At 69.8% G+C, this 5,340-nt stretch carries 5 protein-coding genes; 4 read left to right on the forward strand and 1 reads right to left on the reverse strand.

Going from position 1 to position 5,340, the window contains the following annotated elements; genetic code table 11:
* Positions 1-31 precede the first annotated feature (31 nt).
* Positions 32-1,057, reverse strand: a complete 1,026-nt coding sequence (locus tag ACWGI8_RS38585; RefSeq protein ID WP_453668105.1) for a LacI family DNA-binding transcriptional regulator — start codon at positions 1,055-1,057, stop codon at positions 32-34.
* 124 nt (positions 1,058-1,181) lie between these two features.
* Here ACWGI8_RS38585 and ACWGI8_RS38590 point away from each other — a divergent pair, with 124 nt between their 5' ends.
* The 4 genes from ACWGI8_RS38590 (at position 1,182) to ACWGI8_RS38605 (ending at position 5,296) form a co-directional block, all read left to right on the forward strand.
* Positions 1,182-2,453, forward strand: coding sequence for an MFS transporter (locus ACWGI8_RS38590; protein ID WP_453668106.1), 1,272 nt, complete (start codon positions 1,182-1,184; stop codon positions 2,451-2,453).
* A 9-nt stretch (positions 2,454-2,462) separates the two neighbouring features.
* Entirely contained in the window at positions 2,463-3,824 is a 1,362-nt protein-coding gene (pafA, locus tag ACWGI8_RS38595; RefSeq protein WP_453668107.1) for a Pup--protein ligase, read from the forward strand.
* A gap of 121 nt (positions 3,825-3,945) precedes the next feature.
* Positions 3,946-4,878, forward strand: a complete 933-nt coding sequence (locus ACWGI8_RS38600; protein WP_453668108.1) for an FKBP-type peptidyl-prolyl cis-trans isomerase — start codon at positions 3,946-3,948, stop codon at positions 4,876-4,878.
* A 43-nt stretch (positions 4,879-4,921) separates the two neighbouring features.
* On the forward strand, positions 4,922-5,296 hold the full coding sequence (locus tag ACWGI8_RS38605) for an FKBP-type peptidyl-prolyl cis-trans isomerase (RefSeq protein WP_453668109.1): 375 nt from the start codon (positions 4,922-4,924) through the stop codon (positions 5,294-5,296).
* Positions 5,297-5,340 lie beyond the last annotated feature (44 nt).

Genomic DNA, 5,340 nt, shown 5'->3' on the forward strand with positions numbered 1-5,340 from the left:
GCGCATGTGTGCGGTGCCGGGGCGGGCCGGCTCAGCGCGGCGGCGGCGCCGTGGAGCCCCGGGGGACAAGGGTGACCGGCAGGGCGCCGCGGGCCGGGGCACCGCCGTCGAGCATCGTGAGCAGCGCGGACATACCCGCCTCGCCGATGCGTTCCGCGGGGAGCCGGACCGTCGTGAGTTCCGGTTCCAGAGCCGTCGCGAGGGCCAGGTCGTCGAATCCGGTCACCGAGACGTCCTCCGGGACCCGCAGGCCGAGGCGGCGGACGGCCTTGCACGCGCCCGCGGCGATGATGTCGTCGTCACAGACCAGCGCGGTCGGGCGGGGTCCGGCCGCGGTCAGGGCCCGCTGGGCGGCCATGCGGGCGCCGTCCACCTCCAGCGGCGCCGGGAGCGTGCGCAGCTCCGTGTCCGGGGCCGCGCGCAGGGACGCCTCCAGGGCCCGGGCCCGTACCTCGAAGGTCCAGGACGGCACGGCTGATGCGAGATGGACGAAGCGGCGGTGGCCGAGACCGAGCAGATGGTCCGTCACCTGGCGCATGCCGTCGGCGATATCGAGGTTCACCTGAGCCCCGGAGGCCGGATCCGACGGATCGCTGTCGAGCATCACCAGCGGCAGATCCGTGCCGCGGATCGCGTCCAGCGCCCGGGCCGCCATCGAGGAGGCGATCACCCCGTCCAGCGCGGCGCGTGCGGATGCGAAGGGGTCCTTCGCGGGGCCGACGCCTTCGGGGGAGGGATACAGGACCACGCCGAAGCCGTGCTCGGCCGCCACCGAGGCCGCGCCCGCGTACACCCGCGCGAAGAACTCGTTGGTCAGCGCGGGCACCACAAGGAGGGCCGTCCGCGTCTGGCCGAGCCGCAGACTGCGGGCCGCGAGATTCGGCCGGTAACCGAGCTCACTGGCCGTCTCACGCACCAGACCGGCGGTGCGCTCGGACACCCGGCCACGCCACTTGTCGCCCAGCACCAGCGAGACGGTGGCCTGTGACACCCCGGCCGCCTTCGCCACGTCCCTGCTGGTCGGCCGCGCGCCGCCGGAGGAATCCCGGGTCCGCACACTCGCCTCCGCGCTCTGTTGTCGCTCGCCGCGGGGTGGACTCGCGGTCTGCGGACATGGTACGTATGAGGCATCAAGTTATACGTAAAACCTTCCTGACTGAAGCATGTGAAGAGGCGGATACATGGGCGCGGGAGCCTCCGGATACGCAGACATCCTCAGGGCGCCACACGCCGCCCGGCTGCTCGCGGGCACGCTGGTGGGCCGTCTGCCGAACGGCACCGCCCATGTCGCGATCGTCCTGTTCACCCGCGCCGAGGGCGGCAGCTACACGCTCGCCGGAGGCCTCGCGGCCGTCTACGGCCTCGCCACCGCGATAGGCCAGCCGCTCCTCGGGCGGCTCGTGGACCTGCGCGGACAGCCCCGCGTCCAGCTCCCCGCCGCGGTCGTCTCGGCCCTCGGCATGGTCCTCTTCGCCGCGGTCGGCATCGCCTCGCTCCCGGCGGCCTACGGGGCCGTCGTCATCGCCGGCCTCTTCACACCGCCCCTGGAAGGCGGGCTGCGCGCCCTCTGGCCGGGCGTTCTCGGCCACCGCGAGGACCGGGTACATCGCGCCTACGCCATGGACGCGATCGCCCAGGAAGTCATGTTCACCCTCGGTCCGTTGCTGGTGACGCTGCTCGTCTGGCTCTTCTCGCCCGCCGCCGCGCTCCTCGTCATCAACGTCGTGGGCGTCCTCGGCGCACTCTCCGTGGTGGTCTGCGAACCCTCCCGCACCTGGCGATCCGCACCCCGCGAGGCCCACTGGCTCGGTGCCCTGCGCTCGCCCGGTCTGCTCGCCCTGCTCGGTTCCTTCTTCTTCGTCGGCCTCGCGCTCGGCTCCATCACTGTCGCGGGGATCGCCTACGCCGACGACCACGGCCGCGAATCCGTCTACGGCTGGCTGATGGCCGCCCTCGGCCTCGGCGCCCTCATCGGCGGCGCCGTCTACGGCGCACGCCACTGGGCGGGCCCCCCGGAACGGCGGCTGCGCATCATCACCGGCCTCCTCGCACTGGGCTATCTGCCGCTCGTGCTCACTCCCGGCGTCCCTGCGATGACCGCCCTCGCCGCCGTCTCCGGAGTCTTCCTCGCACCCGCGATCGCCTGCGCGTTCATCGTCGTCGACCGGCACGCCCCCCGGGGCACCGTCACCGAGGCGTTCTCCTGGCTCGTCACCACGTTCGGCATCGGCGCGGCGGTCGGAACGGCGGCCGCGGGCCCGGCCGTGGAACTCGGCGGGACCTCATCGGGCTTCGCCGTCGCAGGAGCCGGCGGAATCGCCGCGCTGCTCGTTCTGCTGGCCACCGGACGGGTCCTCGCAGTTCCCGGCCGCACCGAACACATCGCGTCGATGGATGAAAATGATCGAAGCGGTGCTGTCGAACCCGGTTTCAGCTCAGGGCATCAGGCGTAATGTTCAGTCATGGACCGCCGCATTTTCGGGCTGGAGAACGAGTACGGCGTCACGTGCACCTTCAGGGGACAGCGCCGGCTGTCTCCTGACGAAGTGGCGCGCTACCTCTTCCGCCGAGTTGTGTCATGGGGCCGCAGCAGCAACGTCTTCCTGCGCAACGGTGCCCGCCTCTACCTCGACGTGGGTTCGCATCCGGAATACGCAACTCCCGAATGCGACAACGTGACCGAACTGGTCACCCACGACAAGGCGGGCGAGCGCATCCTCGAAGGCCTGCTCGTCGACGCCGAACGCCGCCTGCACGAGGAGGGAATCGCGGGCGACGTCTATCTCTTCAAGAACAACACCGATTCGGCGGGAAACTCCTACGGCTGTCACGAGAACTACCTCGTCGCCCGCCACGGAGAGTTCTCCCGGCTCGCGGACATCCTGATCCCGTTCCTCGTCACCCGGCAGCTGCTCTGCGGCGCCGGAAAGGTCCTCCAGACCCCGCGCGGCGCGGTCTACTGCGTCAGCCAGCGCGCCGAGCACATCTGGGAGGGCGTCAGCTCCGCCACCACTCGCTCCCGGCCCATCATCAACACCCGGGACGAACCCCACGCGGACGCCGAGCGCTACCGCCGCCTCCATGTCATCGTCGGCGACTCGAACATGTCGGAGACGACCATGCTGCTCAAGGTCGGCGCGACCGACCTCGTCCTGCGCATGATCGAGGCCGGCACCGTGATGCGCGACCTGACCCTGGAGAATCCCATCCGGGCGATCCGCGAAGTCAGCCACGACATCACGGGACAGCGCAAGGTGCGCCTGGCCAGCGGCCGCGAGGCCTCCGCCCTCGAGGTGCAGCGCGAGTACTACGAAAAGGCCGTGGACTTCGTCGACCGCCGGGGCATCCGCACCGGCACGGTGGAACAGGTCCTCGAACTCTGGGGGCGGACACTCGACGCCATCGAGGAGGAGGACCTCGACCGGATCGGTACCGAGATCGACTGGGTGATCAAGTACAAGCTCATCGAGCGGTACCGGGCCAAGCACAACATGACGATGTCGCACCCCCGGGTCGCCCAGATAGACCTCGCGTACCACGACATCCACCGTCGCCGCGGTCTGTACTACCTCCTGGAGAAGAAGGGCCAGGCGGCCCGGATCTGCAACGATCTGAAGATCTTCGAGGGCAAGTCCGTGCCCCCGCAGACCACCAGGGCGCGGCTGCGCGGCGACTTCATCCGTCGCGCCCAGGAGCAGCGGCGCGACTTCACCGTCGACTGGGTGCACCTCAAGCTCAACGACCAGGCGCAGCGCACCGTGTTGTGCAAGGACCCGTTCCGGTCGGTGGACGACCGGGTCGAGAAGCTGATTGCCGGGATGTAGGACCCGCCGGGAACAGTGCAGCCGGGAACACGGACCGGGCCCCGTACGTAGCTCGTACGGGGCCCGTGGCACGCCCTAGAGTGTCGAGCGACCGATGTGCCGTCTGAGATCTGAGGAACACGTGCGCCGACTTGCCGGCCTTCTCGTCGTCCCCCTGCTGCTGCTCTCCACAGCGGCGTGCGGAAGCGACAAGGCCTCCGATTCCGCAACGCCGACGAACGGGCTGCCCGCCATCACCGCGGGGCAGAAGTTCGGTGAGAAGCCCACCCTCGCCAAGGGCGAGGGGGATCCGCCCAAGGACCTCAAGGTCGAGGTCATCAGCGAGGGCAAGGGCCAGACGCTCAAGAAGGGCGACCAGGCCCAGGTGAACTACCTCGGGCAGCTGTGGAACGGCAACAAGCCGTTCGACAACAGCTTCGACCGGGGTGAGCCGTTCGCGGTGACGATCGGTGGCGGCGGTGTCATCGAGGGCTGGCAGAAGGCCCTCGACGGCCAGAAGGTCGGCAGCCGTCTCGAGGTGTCGATCCCGCCGGAGCTCGGCTATGGCGCCCAGGGCCAGGGCGAGATCCCGCCCAACGCCACGCTGGTCTTCGTCATGGACATCGTGAAGGGTCTCACCATTCCGGTGTCGGCGAAGGGCACCGAGGTCGCCCAGGACAACATCGACCTGCCCAAGGTCGGCACGAACACCGACGGCAAGGCTCCGTCCATCACCGTGCCCAAGAAGCCCGCCCCGGCGAAGCTGGTGTCGAACTACATCATCGAGGGCAGCGGTCCGGCGGTGAAGGCAGGCGACACGCTGTCCGTGCAGTACAAGGGCGTCCTGTGGACGGACGGCAAGGAGTTCGACAGCAGCTACTCCAAGGGCGCGCCGGTCAGCTTCCCGCTCGCCAACGTCATCCCGGGCTGGCAGAAGGGCCTGGAGGGCAAGAAGGTCGGCAGCCGCGTCCTCCTCGTCGTACCCCCGGACATGGGCTACGGCGACCAGGGCCAGGGCCCGATCCCGGCCAAGGCCACGCTGGTCTTCTCCGTCGACATCCTGGCGGTTCTGTAAGACTGTCCGGGTTGACTCGCTCAGAGAACGCAAGGAGCAACACGTGAGCATCGAAAAGCCCGAGATCGACTTCCCGGGCGGCGAGCCGCCGGCCGACCTGGAGATCAAGGACATCTGGGAGGGCGACGGCCCCGAGGCCAAGGCGGGCGACACCGTCTCCGTCCACTACGTGGGCGTGGCCTTCTCCACCGGCGAGGAGTTCGACGCGTCCTGGAACCGCGGCACCCCGCTGCAGTTCCAGCTCGGTGCCGGCCAGGTCATCCAGGGCTGGGACCAGGGCGTGCAGGGCATGAAGGTCGGCGGCCGCCGCCAGCTGACCATCCCGGCGCACCTCGCGTACGGCGACCGCGGCGCCGGTGGCGGCCGTATCGCGCCGGGCGAGACGCTGATCTTCGTCTGCGACCTGGTCGCGGCCTGATCGCAGCCGGTCACCTTGGGGCCCATGCCTGACCAGGCATGGGC

The sequence above is a fragment of the Streptomyces sp. NPDC054841 genome (assembly GCF_053611045.1).

Excerpts from the sequence above, each read along its gene's own strand:
- ACWGI8_RS38590 (WP_453668106.1), top strand. The coding sequence starts at position 1,182 with ATGGGCGCGGGAGCCTCCGGATACGCAGACATCCTCAGGGCGCCACAC.
- pafA (WP_453668107.1), top strand. The coding sequence starts at position 2,463 with ATGGACCGCCGCATTTTCGGGCTGGAGAACGAGTACGGCGTCACGTGC.